This is a genomic window from Epilithonimonas sp. JDS (genome assembly GCF_021261315.1).
Classification (GTDB): domain Bacteria; phylum Bacteroidota; class Bacteroidia; order Flavobacteriales; family Weeksellaceae; genus Epilithonimonas.
This window is the reverse complement of sequence record NZ_JAJSAX010000002.1, coordinates 304,044-320,635: the sequence shown is the minus strand read 5'-3', so window position 1 is coordinate 320,635 and position 16,592 is coordinate 304,044. Positions and strand designations below refer to the sequence as shown.

The following is a 16,592-nucleotide window of genomic DNA, read 5'->3' as shown; positions in this document are numbered from 1 at the left end:
GTGATGATTGAAACCGAGCGTCTTGTTTTAAAGCCTTATTCATTAGATTTTGCAGAGGAATTTTTTGTGAAATTTCAAAATGATAAGGCTAATCTTGAAGATTATTTTTCAAGAACTTTGAGTGTAACAAAAACTCTGAAAGAAACAGAATTTTATTTTCAAAATAAAATTATAAGTTTTGAGAAAAATGAATGTTTTTATTATGGAATTTATCTCAAAGCATCTAATGAATTGATTGGTCATATTTCTGTCAGAGATATTGACTGGACAGTTCCAAAAGGCGAATTGGCATATTTTATTTTTAGTGATTTTTCGGGTCATAAATATTCTTACGAAGCTTTGAAAACTTTTAGAGATTTCTGTATCATTGAAAAAGAAATGCTTCGAATCTTTATGAAAATTGCTCCTGATAATGTTGCCAGCAAAAAAGTAGCAGAATTCTGTGGTTTTGAATTGGAAGGTTTGCTGAAAAACGATTACAGAAAAAGACAGGAAGTTCTTACGGATATGTTGCTTTATTCTTTTACGAAACAATTTACTTCAGCTTCAATTGATAAAGATTACCAGTAATTTTTTTATCGCCTTCATCAGTCATTAGAATCGTGTTTTCATCTTTAAAGCAAAGTCCTTCTTTCTGTGTGTGGTGATTTAGTTCTATTTTTTCTACATCTCCGGAGAGGAAATTGTCGCCTTTCCAATTGGTGAAGATCCAGACTTTATCAGAACTTAAAATCGCAACTTTATCTTTGTCAGGACTGATGTCTGCACTCGTGACTGCACAATGATTAAATTGCTCACAAGTCACAAAACTTCCGAGTTTTTTTGCAGGTAATTTCTGAAGCGGATTATTTTCAACTTCGTACAGAACAGTTGTTCCATCAAATTTTGAACTTCTGTTTTTTGTAAACAGATAAAATTTATTTTTAAAGATAAAGAAAGATTCCACATCAAAAATTCGGTCTTTTTTCTTTGGCGGAAATTCCGTCTGCTCAGGATAGTAGAATTCGACTATAAACTGTGCTTTTGCTTCGTCCTTATCAAGGTCTGCAGCGTTTATCTTATAGATCGCAAGATTTTCACGGTCGTTGTCATTATTTCCAAAATCGCCAATATAAATGTTTCCTTCGTCATCAGAAGTCAGATCTTCCCAGTCATTATTTTCAACATTTGTGATGGTGATCTGCTTTACCAATTCGCCTTTTTCATCAAAACCAAAGAGAACATTGTGATTGTGATTGTCCTCAATAGTCCAGATCAATGGGGATGCTTTTGAGATTTCAGCAGCTGATGCTTCTTTTATTTTTTTTGGTAATGAAGCGATGGTGGAAAAATTTTCCTGAGTCTGAGAACAGGAAAATGTAATCGATAATAAGGCAAAAAAGGAAAATGCTTTCATTGGATGAAATTAAATAAAATTAAAGACATAAAAAAATGCGCAGCCAAAAAGCAGCGCATTAATATTTTAAAAATTAAATTCTTAAAGGATCAACATCGCATCTCCGTAAGAATAGAATTTGTATTTTTCTTTGATGGCTTCCTCATAAGCTCTCATCACAAAATCTTTGTTTGCGAAAGCGGCAATCATCATAATCAATGTAGATTTTGGTGTGTGGAAGTTTGTAATCATTGCGTTCGCAACACCAAAATCGTGTGGCGGATAGATGAATTTGTTTGTCCAGCCTCTGTAAGCCGAAATCTTTTTGTTAGAAGAAACAGACGTTTCCAAAGCTCTCATTGTAGTTGTACCAACTGCACAAACTCTGCGTCCTTCCTCAACAGCTCTGTTGATTTTCTCTGCATTTTTTTCATCAATGATAGCTTCTTCGGATTCCATTTTGTGCTTGGAAAGATCTTCAACTTCAATTGGGTTGAAGGTTCCAAGACCCACGTGAAGTGTAATTTCAGCAAAATCTATTCCTTTGATTTCCAGTCTTTTCATCAAATGTTTTGAGAAATGCAGACCGGCAGTTGGCGCAGCAACAGCACCTTCCACTTTTGCGTAGATCGTCTGATATCTTTCAGCATCTTCCGGCTCAACATCTCTCTTGATGTATTTTGGAAGTGGCGTTTCTCCAAGTTCTGTCAGTTTTGAACGGAATTCTTCGTAAGAACCGTCGAATAAAAATCTCAAAGTTCTTCCTCTTGAAGTCGTGTTGTCGATAACTTCAGCAACCAAAGATTCGTCTTCTGTGAAGAATAATTTGTTACCAATTCTGATTTTTCTTGCAGGATCAACCAAAACGTCCCAAACGCGGGTTTCACGATCTAATTCTCTTAGCAGGAAAACCTCGATTTTAGCACCGGTTTTTTCTTTGTTTCCGAATAGTCTTGCAGGGAAAACTTTAGTATTATTGAAAATAAACAGATCTTTTTCGTCGAAATATTCGATGACATCTTTGAAAAGACGGTGTGTGATAGTTTCAGTTTTTCTGTCAAGCACCATCAGTCTCGCTTCGTCGCGGTTTTCTGATGGATGTTCTGCTAATAATTCTTCTGGCAGATCAAAATTAAAATCGGATGTCTTCATAAAATTTACGGATTTTATTGTTTTAAATTTATAGGAATGGCAAAGATACAACATTAGAAGGCCTTTGTCAAGTAAAACTGATTTTTTGAAAACCGGATTGATGACATTGTGAACTATTTAATATTTTTTTAGAAAATTAGTAATGTTATTTGGTGTTTTCTACAAAAAACATTTAATTTAGTGCATTTAAAAGTTGTTATCGCCAATTAATTCGCTTTGTTATGAGTATTGAAAACGAAAATCCTGAAATTGAAAAACCAAATTCTGAAGTCGATCCTATTGAAAATCAATCAGTAGAGGAAGTGACTCCGGAAGAAGTTTCGGAAAACGAAAAACCAGAATCTGAATTAGAATCTGCTGAGGCAGAATCAGTAGAAGAAGTTGCTGCAGAAGAAAAATCAGAAATTGAAACGGAATCCGAACATCAGGAAGTCGAAATCGCAGAAGAAAACTATTCCAATCTCTCTTTGAAAGAGACTTTGGACGAAATGGAAACTATCGTCAACAAAGATGATTCTCATTCATTATCGAAAAAATTCAATGCACTCAGAGATCATGCGAATCATAAAGTTGCTGACGAAGTAGAAGATAAAAAGCACGAGTTTGTAGAACAAGGAAATGCAGAGGAACATTTTGAATTTCATCATCCGCAAGCTTCAAAACTGACTGCATTGGTGAATATCTTCCGGGAAAAACAGGACAAATTCCATAAATCCCAGGAAGCCGATCATCAGAAAAATCTGGACGAAAGGCTGGGAATTATCGAAAGACTGAAAAATCTTTATTCCAATTCCGAACCTGGCGTTAATCTTTTCAAATCGATTAGAGAGATCAAAGAAGCCTGGGGAAATGCGGGACAAGTTGCAAAATCCGAATTTAAAAATCTAAATAATAATTATTTCCATCATCTGAAAATGTTCAATGAGATGCTGGATTTGAATAAAGAATTTCTTCATCAGGAATTTGCCCACAATCTTGAAAAAAGACAACACATCATCTCAAGAGCCAAAGAATTGCTTGACGAAAAAGTGGTTCAGAAAGCATTGAATGAATTACAATATCTTCACAAACTTTGGAAAGAAGAAGCTGAGCCGGTTGCGGAAGAATTTCGTGAAAAAACTTGGGAAGAATTCAAAGAAATTTCAAATAAAATTCACGAGAGAAAATCCGAATTGATTGCAGTAATAGAATCTGAGCAATTGGAAAATCTTGAGAAGAAAACCAAAATCATTGAAGAGCTGAAAACGCTCGCAAAGCCGGAATCTATCAATCACAGCTATTGGCAGCAGGCGATCAAAAGAGTAGAGGATCTGCGTACTGAGTTTTTGAAACTCGGTCCGGTTCCAAAGAAAATTTCGAATCAAAACTGGACAGATTTCAAAGTAGTTTTGAGAGAATTCAATACCGGTAAAAATGATTTCTATAAAAATCTGAAAGGTTCTCAAATTCATAACCTTGAAGCAAAACAAGCATTAATAAAAACGGCTCAGGACAATATGAATTCCGAAGATTGGGATGTAGTAGTTCCACTTTTCAAAAAACTTCAGGAAGATTGGAAAACTATTGGTCACGTTCCTAGAAGCCAGGCGAACAAAGTTTGGGATGAGTTCCGTGATGCTTGCAATACATTCTTCAAAAATTACAGAGAGAAAAATAACGCGACAGGCGACAACTGGAAAGAGAATTATAAAGCTAAAAAAGCTTTGCTTGAGGATTTAAAAGCATTGACAGACGAGGAAGGTTCTGTTGAAAAGATTGAAAACATCAAGAATGCCTGGAACGCGATTGGGAAAGTTCCGAAAGATAAATTGTCCATCAATACGGAATTCAACAAAACGCTGAGAGAAAAACTAAAACTTAACAAGATCAATGAGTTTGATCTGAAAGAAGAAAACCTTTCTGAAAGCCAGTTGACGGACAAAGCTAGAAAGATAAAGAATCAGGTGGCTGATCTGGAATCGGAGATTGTGCAGCTTGAAAACAACTTATCATTCTTTGGGACTGCGACACGCGACAATCCATTGTTGAAAGATACTTACGAGAAATTGGACAGTAAAAAAGAACAATTGGATAGCCTGAAGCTGACTCTTCATAATATTATTGCCGGAGAATAAAGTTATTTGTTGATAAAGATGTAAATCCCCTTTTTTTAGGGGATTTTTTGTTTACTTGATGAATGTAAATCATTATTAATATTCAAATTCAAAAAAATAAATAAAGTCTTATAAAAAAATGATATTTTTATAATCCGATTTAAAAACATTTTTATGTTGAAAAAATACTTATTTATTTTATCTGTTTTTCCCGTTCTAGCAGTAGCTCAAGCTCCAGCCGGATATTACTCAGGAACAGAAAGTCTGACTGGTTATGCTCTGAAAACGAAGCTCCACGATATTATTTCGACAAAAGTTTACACTTATCATTATGATGATTTGAAAACGACTGTCAATCAAACAGATTTGGATAAATATTATGAAAATGACGGAACTATTTTAGATATTTATTCCGAAATTCCAAGTGGTCCGGATGCTTACAACTACACAAGCGCCAATCTGATTGGAAGCGCCAACGCCGAAGGTCTGGGCTGGAACCGTGAACATATGATGCCGCAAAGTTCTTTCAACAGTGCGTATCCTATGTATTCCGATTTATTTTTCGTAGTTCCGACGGATGCGAGAGTTAATCAATTAAGGAGCAATTATCCTTACGGAAAAGCAGGTTCGACGGTATATTATAATTTTACCAATGGATCAAAACAAGCTCTGAATGGAACGCCCAATGCGACTTACACAGGAAGAGTTTTCGAACCGATTGATGAGTTCAAAGGTGACGTTGCAAGAACGCTTTTGTATTTTGCTGTACGATATGAAGGGAAATTGGGAGCTTTCAATTTCAGCACCAATGCAGATCCAACGAAAGATCAAAATCCACTTGACGGAAGTGAGGAAAAAGCATATGAAAACTGGTACATTGCAATGCTTCTGAATTGGCATCAGCAAGATCCTGTTTCGCAGAGAGAAATTGATCGTAATAATGCTGTTTACAACCTTCAGAAAAACAGAAATCCTTTCATTGATCATCCGGAATGGATTGCTTCAATTTGGAATCAAACTCCAGATAGTGTTGCTCCGGCAGCGCCTTCTTCATTGTTATTAGCAAGAAATTCTGCGTACTTTGTAAATCTGACTTGGCAGCCAAATCTTGAATCTGATGTAGTTGGTTACAGGATTTATCAGGATAATGTTTTGGTCGCGACTTCAAAAACAAATTCGATTTCCATTGATCATTTGACTCCCGATACGAATTATAATTTCACGGTTAAAGCTTACGATAATGCTTATCTGGAAAGTCCGCAAAGCAATACTTTGAACGTCACAACTTTGACTACAGATGTTTTTGCAAAAGATTTACAGATAATCAAATATCTTGAAGGATCCGGAAATAACAAAGCTTTGGAAATCGCCAACAGAACTGGTCACAAAGTCAATCTAAATGGTTATAAATTATATATTCAGTACAAAGGAACTACTTATTATTTTGGAGAACCTTTTGAGCTTGAAGGCGAAATAGAAAACAACCAAAGCTTTGTAGCAATCAATCCAAATGCAAATTTTAGCTGTTTCAATGTTCCGAATGCTAAGTTTGTGAGTGCTGCGCCAGCTCTTACTTTCACAGGCAATAATTATGTTGATCTTTCTTACAAAACCGGAACTGTAGATGCAATTGGAACGAAAGGTATTGATAATACAAATGCCAATAAATCACTTTATAGAAACGCAAACGTAACCAATCCAACTTCAACTTTTGACATCGCAGAATGGACAACTTATTCGTCAGATTATTGTTTGAATTTAGGAAACTTGGCTGTTACTGATATTGCAAATCAATCAACGGATTTTAATATCTATCCAAATCCTGTTACAGATGTTATTAATATTAACGGCGAAGTCAGTAAAGTTAAATCTGCCAAAATTTATGATCTTTCCGGTAAATTAATTAAGGATATTCCTAATCCATTCGTTAATCAAAAATCGATCAACGTCAGCTCATTGCTACCAAATACCTATATCTTGAACATCGACGGAAAATCTGTAAAATTTATCAAAAGATAAAATTAAGTTTTTTCCAAATATGATTTAAAAAGCCTTTGAAAATTGGCTTTTTTTTATTTGATGACCTTCTTATCCTGTGGTATTAATTTTATGTAAAAAATTCGTAAATTTGTGCGTAAATCTAATCAGTAAAAAGTTTGAACGGAAATAGTCGTGAAAGCGAATTCTGTTTGAAAAAATGAAAGTCATTATGAGTCAAAAGAAAGAAATGCTTTACGAAGGTAAGGCTAAACAGGTTTTTGCTACAGACAAGCCTGACGAAGTTGTGGTACGTTACAAAGATGATGCTACAGCCTTCAATGCACAAAAACGTGGACAGTTCGATAGAAAAGGCGAACTGAACAATGCAATTTCTACACTTATTTTCGGATATCTTGCAGAAAGGGGAATTCCAACGCACTTCATCGCAAAATTGGATGACAGAGAGCAGCTGGTAAAAAAAGTGGACATCATTCCTTTGGAAATGGTCGTTCGTAACTACGTTGCCGGAAGTATGGCTCAGAGATTGGGCGTGGAGGAAGGTCTGAAATCACCAGTCACTATTTTTGATCTTTGTTATAAAAGAGACGACCTTGGAGATCCGTTGATCAACGATCATCACGCAGTTTTCCTTGGTGCAGCGACTTATGATGAACTAAACGAAATGTACGCTTTGACAGATAAGATCAACCAACTTTTGATCGACCTGTTTGATAAAGCTAATGTGATTCTTGTAGATTTCAAGATCGAGTTGGGAAAAACCTCTGATGGCAAAATTGTTTTGGCAGATGAGATTTCTCCAGATACTTGCAGACTTTGGGACAAGGACACGATGAAAAAGCTGGATAAGGATAGATTCAGAAGAGATCTGGGTGAGATCACAGAAGCTTACGTTGAGATCTACGACAGACTACAAACCGCTTTAGCTAAATAATCCAAAAACCAAATCAATGGATTTAGAATTTCAAGAATATAGCACATTACCGAAATATGCTTTCCAAAACCGCTATCAGGAATTCGAAGAAACCAAGCATCTTTCCAAAGAAGAAAAGGAAGCTCATTATCCTTTTGATAAAATGGAAGAGGAATGTGGCGTTTTTGGATTGCATTCTACAGAGAATCAAGACACCTTTTCGTTGTCACAGTTCGGACTTTTTGCTTTGCAGCACCGTGGCCAGGAAGCTTGCGGGATAGCTGTAGGGAACAACGGAAAGATCCATTCTGTCAAAGATGAAGGTCTGGTTTTGGACGTTTTCAAATCAATAGAAGATCCTCAGCAATATATGGGAAGCACCGTTATCGGTCACACCAGATATACGACTGCGGGAGACAAAAAGAAATATAACTTTCAGCCGTTCTTTGCAAAGAATGAATATGATCAGATCATTCTTTCCATTGCTCACAACGGGAATCTGACCAATGCGAAGCAACTAAGAAAAGAACTCGAAGATGAAGGCGTGGTTTTCCGCGCAACGTCTGACACCGAGGTTATTTTAAGATTAATTCAAAAAAATCTTGACTTGGGACTTCGTGGCGCAATCAAAGCGACGATGGAAAAGATCGAAGGTGCATATTCTGTAGTGGGAATTACCAGAAATAAATTCTTTGCTTTCAGGGATTTCAACGGCATCAGACCTTTGGTTTTGGGCGCGATAGATGAGAATACGTTTGTTGTCGCTTCAGAAAGTTGTGCTTTGGATGGAGTAGGAGCGCAATATGTGCGTGATGTTTTGCCTGGCGAGATCATTTATACAAGTGATAACGAAGAAGGTTTGCAATCTTACATTGTGAAAGACGACTGTGTCAACAAGATCTGTGCTTTCGAATATATTTATTTTGCAAGACCAGATTCCACTTTAGAAGGCATCAATGTTCACGAGGTGCGTGAGAAATCCGGGATGAAAATTTGGGAGCAGGCGCCTGTGGATGCAGATATTGTGATTGGTGTTCCAGATTCTGGTGTTCCGGCTGCAATTGGATTTTCTAAAGCTTCCGGTATTCCTTTTCGTCCGGTTTTGATTAAAAATAGATATATTGGAAGATCATTCATTATTCCTTCTCAGGAGATGAGAGAACATTTGGTCAACCTAAAACTGAATCCGATCGTTTCTGAAATCAAAGGAAAAAGAGTTGTGATCATCGATGATTCTATCGTTCGTGGGACAACTTCCAAACGTTTGGTGAAGATCCTGAAAAATGCAGGTGTGAAGGAAATTCACTTCAGAAGTGTGTCTCCACCAATTATAGCGCCTTGTTTCCTCGGAATTGATACGCCAACTAAGGACGATTTGATTTCTGCCAATATGAATAAAGAAGAACTCAGAAAATATCTGGATGTTGACAGTTTGGAGTTTCTAAGTGTTGATAATTTGATAGGAATTTTAGGTTCGCCTGATCATTGTTTCGGATGCTTTACGGAGAAATATCCAGTGAAAAACCCAGACGAATTAGCATTTGTAGATCAGGGTGATTAAAATTTGGGCAGCTTTGTCCGCCTTCCGTTCCCAATCTTTTTTGCTCGACGGTTACAATTTAGTTGAACTATTGGTTAATGCAAAAAAGGATTTCCACTCAAGTCGGGCTGCGGGTTTGTTATTTAAATCAGATTACAACATATATTTGACGCAAGTCATATTATTAATCCGCCAAAAGAAATCAATGTGTTTTGGCGGATTTTTTATTTTCAAATTTTTAGGAACAAAAACAAAAAACCCTGCCGAAGCAGGGTAAAAACTAATAACCATGAAAACTCAAATTAAACATGAGAATCGAATATTAAGTAGCAAACTGTGTGCCAAAAAATATCTTTTCCCAGAAAAGAATTTCCGTTGACAAATGTAGAAAAAAATATTGTAAATTTGCACTTCTTTAAAACAAAAATTAAAAAATAATGTCAGGAAAAATCACATTTACCATGATCAAGCCAGATGCGGTTGCAGACGGACACATTGGTGCGATCCTTGGAAAAATCAGTGAAGCTGGTTTTAAAATCAAAGCTTTGAAATTGACGCAACTTACTGTTGCTGACGCTAAAAAATTCTACGAAGTACATTCTGAAAGACCCTTTTACGGAGAGTTGGTTGACTTCATGTCTTCTGGTCCAATCGTAGCGGCAGTTTTGGAAAAAGACAATGCAGTGGAAGATTTCAGAACTACAATTGGTGCGACAAATCCTGCAGAAGCGGCTGAAGGAACTATCAGAAAACTTTTTGCAAGAAGTATTGGAGAAAATGCAGTTCACGGTTCTGACTCAGACGAGAATGCATTGATCGAAGCGCAATTCCATTTTTCAGGAAGAGAGATTTTTTAATCCGTTCTGAAAATTAAATATAAAAAACAGGCTATCACTTATGGTAGCCTGTTTTTTGTAGTATCGTTTTATAGCCCCGATGGGAACGGCATCCTTTTTATTTTTTCTTGTCATTAATTTGTTTGGATGACAAATCTTCTGAAAAAATAAAAAGATATAGTGGACAGCGGGATTAAGCTCCAAATAACTTTATAACTTCAATAGCTCAATCGTTCTTTCCGGATCTTGCGAAGAGAAAACTGTATTTCCTGCGACCAATACGTCTGCGCCTGCATCAAACAGTTTTCCGGCATTGTCGAGATTTACGCCACCATCAACTTCTATCAATGCGGTGGAGTTGTTGCTCAAAATCAAATCTTTGGTTTCACTGATCTTTTTGTAAGTGTTCTCAATGAATTTCTGTCCACCAAATCCTGGATTGACACTCATCAACAAAACCAAATCAACGTCGGCAATGATATCTTCTAGCATCAAAACCGGAGTGGCGGGATTCAGTACAACACCGGCTTTTGCACCTTTGCTTTGAATCAAATTAATAGTTCTGTGGAGGTGAACGCAGGCTTCATAATGCACGGAAACCAAATCGGCTCCTAACTCGATGAATTCTTCGACATATTTTTCTGGCTCGACAATCATCAAGTGAACGTCGATAAATTTTTTGGCGTGTTGCTGAATGGTTTTCATAACGGGAAATCCGAAAGAAATGTTTGGGACAAATCGGCCGTCCATCACATCCACGTGAAACCAGTCAGCTTGGGAATTGTTGAGCATCTCGATCTCTCTCTGTAGATTTCCAAAATCTGCGGAAAGAAGGGAAGGTGCAATAAGTTTTGTTTTCATTTTTACTTTATTAGATATTAGGATTAAGGTTTTAGGATTAAGGTATAACTGAGACCTAAATCCTAAAACCTTAATGGTATTTCAATTTCATTGTCGGTTCGATTTTCAGAAGACTTTCGTAGATCAGTTTGATCACATTGCTGACATCTTCTTTGGAGACCATTTCTACAGTTGTATGCATATATCGCAAAGGTAATGAGATCAATGCACTTGGAACACCACCATTGGAATGGGCGAAAGCATCTGTGTCGGTTCCTGTTGCTCTGCTGGCTGCTGCTCTTTGGAAAGGGATTTCTTTATTTTTAGCTGTATCAATGATTAATTCACGGATGGTGTGATGAACGCTTGGTGCGAAGAACACAACCGGTCCATCGCCACATTTTTGGTCGCCTTCTTTTTTCTTTTCGATCATTGGTGTTGTGGTGTCGTGGGTCACGTCTGTCACAATGGCAATGTTCGGTTTGATGGTGTCAGCAATCATATCTGCACCATAAAGTCCAACTTCTTCCTGCACGGAATTCGTGATGTAAAGTCCGAACGGTAATTTCTTTTTGTTTTCTTTCAAAAGTCTTGCAACCTCTGCGATCATAAATCCGCCAATTCTGTTGTCCAGTGCTCGGCAAACAAAATATCTATCATTCAGTTCAAAAAACTCGTCGGGATAAGTGATCATGCATCCAACGAAAACTCCCAATTCTTCAACTTCTTTTTTGGATGTTGCACCGCAGTCAATAAATATATTTTCAATTTTTGGCGTTGGTTCATTTTGATTAGCGCTCCTTGTGTGAATTGCAGGCCATCCGAAAACACCCTTAACAATTCCTTTTTCGCCGTGGATATTTACAACTTTGGAAGGCGCAATGGTCTGATCGGATCCGCCATTTCGGATGACATAGATCAAGCCGTCATCGGTAATGTAATTCACGTACCAAGAGATTTCATCGGCGTGCGCTTCTATTACCACTTTGAAAACGGCTTCCGGATTGATGATTCCGTACGCTGTTCCATAATGATCGACTTCAATTTTGTCAACATAGGGTTTGATGTAGTCCATCCAGACTTTTTGTCCATTATGTTCGTAACCAGTTGGCGAAGCGGTATTTAAATATTCTTCTAAGAATTTAATTGATTTCTTTTCGAATTTCATCTTTAATAGGAATGATTTTTGATATTAATCTTTGTTAATTTAGATGATGTAAAAGTAATGATTTTTCATAAACTGATCCCGATCCTTTTCTTGTTTACTGGTGTATTTTGTTTTTCTCAACAGGATACTGTGCAGGTAAAATCTTTTGATGATATTCCTAAAAGTAAATTGCAAAAAGATGAATATGGAAATGAGTATTTCTATGATGAGGTTCAAAAAGCGAAGATTTATAAGATCAATGGGGAGCAAGTAATTGTAATGGATGAATTGACATTACGCGCAAACCCTCATTTCAACAATCAGTTAGACAGAAATTTTTATTTTTTCCTTAATAAAAAGCTGAATCGTGTTTATCCTTTATTTCTAAATGCGTTACAGCAATATCGTGATATCAAAATAGAAAGTTCCAAGCTTACAGGTTCCGATCGAACCAAATATATCAAGCAGAGGCAAAATGCATTGGCTTCTGATTATGAAAAGCAACTGAGAGAGCTTACAACAACCGAAGGTCAGATTTTTGCTAAGTTAATGAACAGAGCAACCGGTAAAACGGTATATGAAATAATCAAAGAATTAAGAGGTGGCTGGAGTGCTTTTTGGTGGAATGTGAAAGGAAATGTGGCAGATGTAAGTCTGAAAACGCCTTATGATCCTCATAAATTCCGAGACGATCTTTTTGTCGAATCATTATTACAGTCGAATTGGAATCTTGGTTATTTACAGCCATATCCTGGCGCCAATGAGTTTAAGGTTCAAAAGTAGTTGAAAGTTTTTAGTTAGTTATATAGTTAGTTCAAATGAAAAATGCATTACGATTTCGTAATGCATTTTTTATGTTATATAATAAATTTTATAATTCTGTAATCAGATAGTTTTGATATTTCGACTTGTCAAAGGTGAAGACAGAAGGTGACAATATTTGGTTTTCTTTGTAATTACTGATTGTAATCACTGCCAAATCGTTGTTATTGGAAACCTGCTCAAGTTTTATCAGTTTTTTCTGAGGAGTATTAACATACAGAGTTACACTTTTCAGACCGTTAGCTTTTACCGGTGTCAATTTGATTACATCTAAAGGAATTCCGCTGATTGTCTTCTTACCTGAGTAATTGACATTGTAATCTTTTTTGTATGAATCCAAATAACTTAAAGGCGAAAAAGCAACTTGATTTTCGGTTGGTTTTGCAATAGTAATTTCCTTGTCTTCATCACTGATACTGTAAATTTTGTTACCATCAAAGATTTGTTCAGTACCCATAATTTTCAATTTGTACCGGGTGTTGTCTGAGTAAAAAATACCAGTTTGAGTGGACGATCCGGAAGCATATGAAAATTTAAAATACGAATTCTTTTTGCTTTTATAACTTTTGGTTACATCATCAAGAATCGTTTTTGATTTCGTATCAATGGTCTGACCAAAAAACATAATATTAATTCCTAATAAAGCTAAAGTAGAAAAAGACTTGGTGAAATTTTTCATTTAATTTTTTACGATTTATTGTTTTACAAAGTTAAGTTTTCAATATTAATGCCAATTATTAAGGAATAATAAAGTTTGTTAAATGTTATAAATAAAAAAATCCTCTCCAGCAAGGCTGAAAAGGATTTTTATAAAGTAATTGCAATTGCTTATTCTACGATCAATTTCTCTGCATTGGATTTACCATTTTCGGTGATTACTACCAAATATGTTCCTTTTACAAGACCTTTTGTAGAAATAGACTCTGAGCTATTCTTCTTTCTCTCGAGCGTTTTAACCAATTTTCCGTTCATATCAAGAACTTCCACTTTGATCGTTGCATTTCCTACAGTAGGAGCAGCTTTGATAAAGAATTCTCCTTTTGCAGGATTTGGATAGATTCCGAAAGCTTTATTTTTAGCAATGTCATCTGTTCCAAGAACACACGCAGCTGGTACATCGAATTTTTCAACCTGATCTGTAATACTTGCTGCAGTTCCCGCAGAAGCAGTAAGACCTAAACCTCTTTTTGCAAATACATTCCAAATCAGACAGTTGTCAATGCCGCCAGCTAATTGATCTGCCTGTAAAATAGCATCCCTACCAGACACGAAATTTGGATTACAAGGTTGAAGTTTGAGTCCATCCATCACCAGTTGAAGTGCTTTTGCACTTCCGGAGTTTGGATCAGCAGTAATATCGTAGTTGTATCCATACTTTGCAGCCATTGCCCAATGAAGATCCCAAAGCATCGTTGCCCAGATTTCTCCTACAGCGTGTGGCTGTCCGCCTGTTGCATTCGTGTCTGCATACGTATGAGGATTTACATTCATGTTGGTTGTATATCTGTACTGTCTGATGCCACCTGCAGTTGTCGCAGAGTTCACAGAATAAGTAGCGATACCTCTCGCAGTAGTTGATGTATAGCTAGGCGTATTTGTAAGCATTAGAGCAAAAAAATCGGACCAGCCTTCTCCCATCTGCTCAAGATTTGTTAAACAGTTGTAACCTTGGCCTGTTAATCTATTGGAAATTCCGTGTCCGTATTCGTGGATCATTACACCATTGTCAAAACTTGAATTTTTATAACCAACAGCAAGATTTTTAAGATTAACATTTACTGTTCTGCCTGCTTCTATTTCTGAAAGGATGAAATCTCCTTCGTCTTTAGGAATCATAATAGACGGAATACTGACATTGGTTACGTTGTTGACCGAGATGTTAGTGATTGTATTTGAGGTGGTTCTGTGAACAATTAATCCAATCGCACCGGCATCCTGCATTGTTTTTGCTTTAATATTGTACCCACATCCTCCAGCTGTTGTTGCATTTACAATTGCAATTTTCCCAGATAGACTACCCGCTGCCATTGCAGTACATCCACTAGCCACGGTAGGGATTACAACATCACCAGTGATTCCTGTTTCCATTAATTGTCTACCGAAATTTGCAGAACCTGTATTGACAAGCGGTCTAGTAGCTAAAACAGGATCTGTGTAGAACAGCCTGTTGTTTGCAGAAACGGCGTAATTCCAGAGGTACATTTGCATTCTTGGCGCTTGTGTGGAGTAAGATCCATTGCTATTAAGAATTTCATAACCTGAAGCAAAATTAGCATTGTTGTAACCACTTCCGTCAAATGCTTCCGCTCTTACAGCATCGTTTCCAGCGCCACCTTTTCCAAAATTATTGGTTTGGAAGTTTCTTGTAGATTCTGTAAATCCAAATTTGTACATAATATCATGGATCATGTTATTAGCATAAAATAAATTGGTTACTGCAGATGCTCTGTTATCATATGCGCTTAAATTTGTTGCTTCGGCAAAAGGAAAATCAAAAGTTAAACTTCCTGTGGTTGTGCTTACCGGCGAAAATCCAGCCGTATTTGTAGCACCATTGTCTACGTAAGCAAGAACATTATTACCATATGTATTTGTGTAGTTTACAGTTCCGTTAGAATGCCATCCTTCTGGCGAAGCAGTAAGATCCCAAGGATTTGTAACGGTACTTTTGGCACCGAAAGTAGGAGCTTCAATTGGGAAAGGAAATACGCTATAGGTTGCATCGGTAGCAGCTTTTGTTTGATTTTTTGAAGCTGTGTGATTGTTGAAATGAGCTACCAAATGATTTGAAACATCTGAAGAAGATTCGCCCGAAAAATGATCAGCCTCGAAAGAACATTCGTCAATCATTTTATTGTTTTCAAGGATTTCTCCAGTCGTAAGACTTACCAGAGTTCCAAAAAATTTGTTGTCTTTACTTTGATTAATAAAGAACAGCTGAGCAGGAATCAAAGTATTATTTTTTTCATAATAAAACCTTACGCTCGCCACTTTACTGTCAGGTAGATTAATTAGATCGCCGTCTTTATCGTCCATAAGCTGGAAACCATTATCCGGGATCTCCAAAAATCTCAAAGCTGTAGAAAAAGCTTCTGATTTATCTATCTTGTCGGCAGCGATAGTACTGTTGACTTTTTTAAAATTATTATTAAAAGAAACAACCTGTCCATCTCTGATAACAGCTTTTGCTAAAGACTTATAGATAGGAGTTGTACCGTGATATTGCTGAACATTAACAATATTGGATTTTAAACTTGCAGAGTTATCTTCATTGATAATTTTGAATTCTGCATTTTCATTGTTGCGGAAACTTACATCAGACTTGATGAAGTTTTTGATTACTTTTTCGCTAGACTGCGCATTAAGATTGGCAAACAAAAAGAAAACGCCAATACCTGCACACTTAGATAGTTGATTTATTTTCATACTAAAATTAAATTTATTTAAAAAAAAGGATTAACAAAAATATTGAAAATTTTCTTTTTTGCTGAATTAAATATAAACAATTTTCAAATATTTAAATTTTTGATATAACTTTAACTATAATTTTATAAATAATGTAATTAGAAGAGTTTGTTCCCAGTATATACAGTATTAGGTTTTTCCAGTAGAGACGAGATTCCTTCACGAAACTTCATCATATGGTCAGAGACTTGATGGCTATGCAGATCTTCGCTTGTTGCCCAGGTTTCGTGGATGAAAAATACACCTTTGTTCCTATGATCTTCGAAGAGGTCATATTGGATACAGCCATTTTCTCTGCGTGTTTCTATAACCAGCTTTTTTAATAATTCAATACCATCCATCATATAGTTTTCTTTGATATGAATGACTGCGCTTAAGTAAATATTCATTGTTGAAATTGTAAATTTTGAA

14 protein-coding genes are annotated in these 16,592 nt (G+C 36.3%); 7 read left to right on the top strand and 7 right to left on the bottom strand.

Annotation, left to right across the window (positions count from 1 at the left end):
- The first annotated feature begins 3 nt into the window (after nucleotides 1-3).
- A complete protein-coding gene (locus LUD75_RS08205) occupies nucleotides 4-570 on the top strand; it encodes a GNAT family N-acetyltransferase (protein WP_232705636.1) in 567 nt (188 codons plus the stop codon).
- Here the strand turns inward: LUD75_RS08205 and LUD75_RS08200 are convergent.
- Nucleotides 536-1,396: a hypothetical protein gene (locus LUD75_RS08200; RefSeq protein ID WP_232705196.1), complete on the bottom strand. Its 861-nt coding sequence runs from the start codon at nucleotides 1,394-1,396 to the stop codon at nucleotides 536-538. The genes LUD75_RS08205 and LUD75_RS08200 overlap by 35 nt on opposite strands.
- A gap of 81 nt (nucleotides 1,397-1,477) precedes the next feature.
- The gene (gene queA / locus LUD75_RS08195; RefSeq protein WP_232705195.1) at nucleotides 1,478-2,527 is read right to left on the bottom strand and encodes a tRNA preQ1(34) S-adenosylmethionine ribosyltransferase-isomerase QueA; all 1,050 of its coding nucleotides are present in this window, start codon (nucleotides 2,525-2,527) and stop codon (nucleotides 1,478-1,480) included.
- A 221-nt stretch (nucleotides 2,528-2,748) separates the two neighbouring features.
- On the opposite strand from queA, the gene LUD75_RS08190 reads away from it, so the two are divergent.
- The 5 genes from LUD75_RS08190 to LUD75_RS08170 all read left to right on the top strand — a co-directional run bounded on the left by LUD75_RS08190 (nucleotide 2,749) and on the right by LUD75_RS08170 (nucleotide 9,928).
- Nucleotides 2,749-4,641, top strand: coding sequence for a DUF349 domain-containing protein (locus LUD75_RS08190; protein WP_232705194.1), 1,893 nt, complete (start codon nucleotides 2,749-2,751; stop codon nucleotides 4,639-4,641).
- 153 nt (nucleotides 4,642-4,794) lie between these two features.
- Nucleotides 4,795-6,639 (top strand): endonuclease, encoded by a 1,845-nt coding sequence (locus tag LUD75_RS08185; protein ID WP_232705193.1) that lies wholly within the window; start codon nucleotides 4,795-4,797, stop codon nucleotides 6,637-6,639.
- A gap of 190 nt (nucleotides 6,640-6,829) precedes the next feature.
- Complete coding sequence (purC, locus tag LUD75_RS08180) at nucleotides 6,830-7,552, top strand: phosphoribosylaminoimidazolesuccinocarboxamide synthase (RefSeq protein ID WP_232705635.1); 723 nt, start codon at nucleotides 6,830-6,832, stop codon at nucleotides 7,550-7,552.
- A 16-nt stretch (nucleotides 7,553-7,568) separates the two neighbouring features.
- Nucleotides 7,569-9,092 carry an amidophosphoribosyltransferase gene (gene purF / locus LUD75_RS08175; protein ID WP_232705192.1) on the top strand — a complete coding sequence of 508 codons (1,524 nt, stop codon included), beginning with the start codon at nucleotides 7,569-7,571 and terminating at the stop codon, nucleotides 9,090-9,092.
- 416 nt (nucleotides 9,093-9,508) lie between these two features.
- A complete protein-coding gene (locus LUD75_RS08170) occupies nucleotides 9,509-9,928 on the top strand; it encodes a nucleoside-diphosphate kinase (RefSeq protein WP_034965572.1) in 420 nt (139 codons plus the stop codon).
- A gap of 189 nt (nucleotides 9,929-10,117) precedes the next feature.
- On the opposite strand, the gene rpe is transcribed toward LUD75_RS08170, so the two are convergent.
- Nucleotides 10,118-10,768, bottom strand: coding sequence for a ribulose-phosphate 3-epimerase (gene rpe, locus LUD75_RS08165; RefSeq protein ID WP_232705191.1), 651 nt, complete (start codon nucleotides 10,766-10,768; stop codon nucleotides 10,118-10,120).
- A gap of 70 nt (nucleotides 10,769-10,838) precedes the next feature.
- The gene (locus tag LUD75_RS08160) at nucleotides 10,839-11,915 is read right to left on the bottom strand and encodes a M42 family metallopeptidase (protein ID WP_232705190.1); all 1,077 of its coding nucleotides are present in this window, start codon (nucleotides 11,913-11,915) and stop codon (nucleotides 10,839-10,841) included.
- 57 nt (nucleotides 11,916-11,972) lie between these two features.
- On the opposite strand from LUD75_RS08160, the gene LUD75_RS08155 reads away from it, so the two are divergent.
- Nucleotides 11,973-12,677 carry a DUF4294 domain-containing protein gene (locus LUD75_RS08155; RefSeq protein WP_232705189.1) on the top strand — a complete coding sequence of 235 codons (705 nt, stop codon included), beginning with the start codon at nucleotides 11,973-11,975 and terminating at the stop codon, nucleotides 12,675-12,677.
- A gap of 88 nt (nucleotides 12,678-12,765) precedes the next feature.
- Here the strand turns inward: LUD75_RS08155 and LUD75_RS08150 are convergent, their stop codons facing one another.
- The 3 genes from LUD75_RS08150 to LUD75_RS08140 form a co-directional block, all read right to left on the bottom strand.
- On the bottom strand, nucleotides 12,766-13,395 hold the full coding sequence (locus LUD75_RS08150; protein ID WP_232705188.1) for an outer membrane lipoprotein carrier protein LolA: 630 nt from the start codon (nucleotides 13,393-13,395) through the stop codon (nucleotides 12,766-12,768).
- A 149-nt stretch (nucleotides 13,396-13,544) separates the two neighbouring features.
- Nucleotides 13,545-16,142 carry a M36 family metallopeptidase gene (locus tag LUD75_RS08145; RefSeq protein WP_232705187.1) on the bottom strand — a complete coding sequence of 866 codons (2,598 nt, stop codon included), beginning with the start codon at nucleotides 16,140-16,142 and terminating at the stop codon, nucleotides 13,545-13,547.
- Nucleotides 16,143-16,279: 137 nt separating this feature from the next.
- Nucleotides 16,280-16,570, bottom strand: a complete 291-nt coding sequence (locus LUD75_RS08140) for a putative quinol monooxygenase (RefSeq protein WP_232705186.1) — start codon at nucleotides 16,568-16,570, stop codon at nucleotides 16,280-16,282.
- Between the last annotated feature and the right edge of the window lie 22 nt (nucleotides 16,571-16,592).

Coding starts and splice junctions, on each gene's coding strand:
- LUD75_RS08205 (WP_232705636.1), top strand. CDS start 4: ATGATTGAAACCGAGCGTCTTGTTTTAAAGCCTTATTCATTAGATTTT.
- LUD75_RS08200 (WP_232705196.1), bottom strand. CDS start 1,396: ATGAAAGCATTTTCCTTTTTTGCCTTATTATCGATTACATTTTCCTGT.
- queA (WP_232705195.1), bottom strand. CDS start 2,527: ATGAAGACATCCGATTTTAATTTTGATCTGCCAGAAGAATTATTAGCA.
- LUD75_RS08190 (WP_232705194.1), top strand. CDS start 2,749: ATGAGTATTGAAAACGAAAATCCTGAAATTGAAAAACCAAATTCTGAA.
- LUD75_RS08185 (WP_232705193.1), top strand. CDS start 4,795: ATGTTGAAAAAATACTTATTTATTTTATCTGTTTTTCCCGTTCTAGCA.
- purC (WP_232705635.1), top strand. CDS start 6,830: ATGAGTCAAAAGAAAGAAATGCTTTACGAAGGTAAGGCTAAACAGGTT.
- purF (WP_232705192.1), top strand. CDS start 7,569: ATGGATTTAGAATTTCAAGAATATAGCACATTACCGAAATATGCTTTC.
- LUD75_RS08170 (WP_034965572.1), top strand. CDS start 9,509: ATGTCAGGAAAAATCACATTTACCATGATCAAGCCAGATGCGGTTGCA.
- rpe (WP_232705191.1), bottom strand. CDS start 10,768: ATGAAAACAAAACTTATTGCACCTTCCCTTCTTTCCGCAGATTTTGGA.
- LUD75_RS08160 (WP_232705190.1), bottom strand. CDS start 11,915: ATGAAATTCGAAAAGAAATCAATTAAATTCTTAGAAGAATATTTAAAT.
- LUD75_RS08155 (WP_232705189.1), top strand. CDS start 11,973: ATGATTTTTCATAAACTGATCCCGATCCTTTTCTTGTTTACTGGTGTA.
- LUD75_RS08150 (WP_232705188.1), bottom strand. CDS start 13,395: ATGAAAAATTTCACCAAGTCTTTTTCTACTTTAGCTTTATTAGGAATT.
- LUD75_RS08145 (WP_232705187.1), bottom strand. CDS start 16,142: ATGAAAATAAATCAACTATCTAAGTGTGCAGGTATTGGCGTTTTCTTT.
- LUD75_RS08140 (WP_232705186.1), bottom strand. CDS start 16,570: ATGAATATTTACTTAAGCGCAGTCATTCATATCAAAGAAAACTATATG.